The sequence below is a fragment of the Kitasatospora nipponensis genome (assembly GCF_039528135.1).
Classification (GTDB): Bacteria; Actinomycetota; Actinomycetes; order Streptomycetales; family Streptomycetaceae; genus Kitasatospora; species Kitasatospora nipponensis.
In genome coordinates this window covers 1-338 of the sequence record NZ_BAAALF010000676.1, presented here as the reverse complement: position 1 = coordinate 338, position 338 = coordinate 1, and the positions used below count along the sequence as shown (strand labels likewise).

General features: G+C 68.0%; 1 pseudogene. It reads right to left on the bottom strand.

Annotated elements, in window-relative coordinates:
- Positions 1–338: pseudogene (locus ABD323_RS42655) on the bottom strand (penicillin-binding transpeptidase domain-containing protein); the annotation flags it as partial.

The window sequence follows — 338 nt, the reverse complement described above, 5'->3', positions numbered from 1 at the left end:
GCTCGGAACCGGCCAGCAGGACCGGCTGCCGGAAGGTGCCGCTCTCCACGGTGGCGGAGATCGAGGCCATGGTGAGGGCGTTCATGGTGATGCTGCCCTGGCCGATCAGCTGGGCGGCGCGCTGGTTGTCCCCGGACGGCGCGGGCGCCTTGGCGGGGGCCAGCAGCATGCCGGTCTTCCAGGTCGGGCCGATGCCGAAGGCGTCCTTGGCGAGCGCTTCCATGTCGCCGCTCTTGAGTACCTCGAGCCCCTTCTTGATCAGGGCGGTGTTGCAGGACTGGGCGAGGTCCTGGGAGAACTTCCAGTCCTCGTGCGGCTCGGTGAAGTCGTTCTTGAAG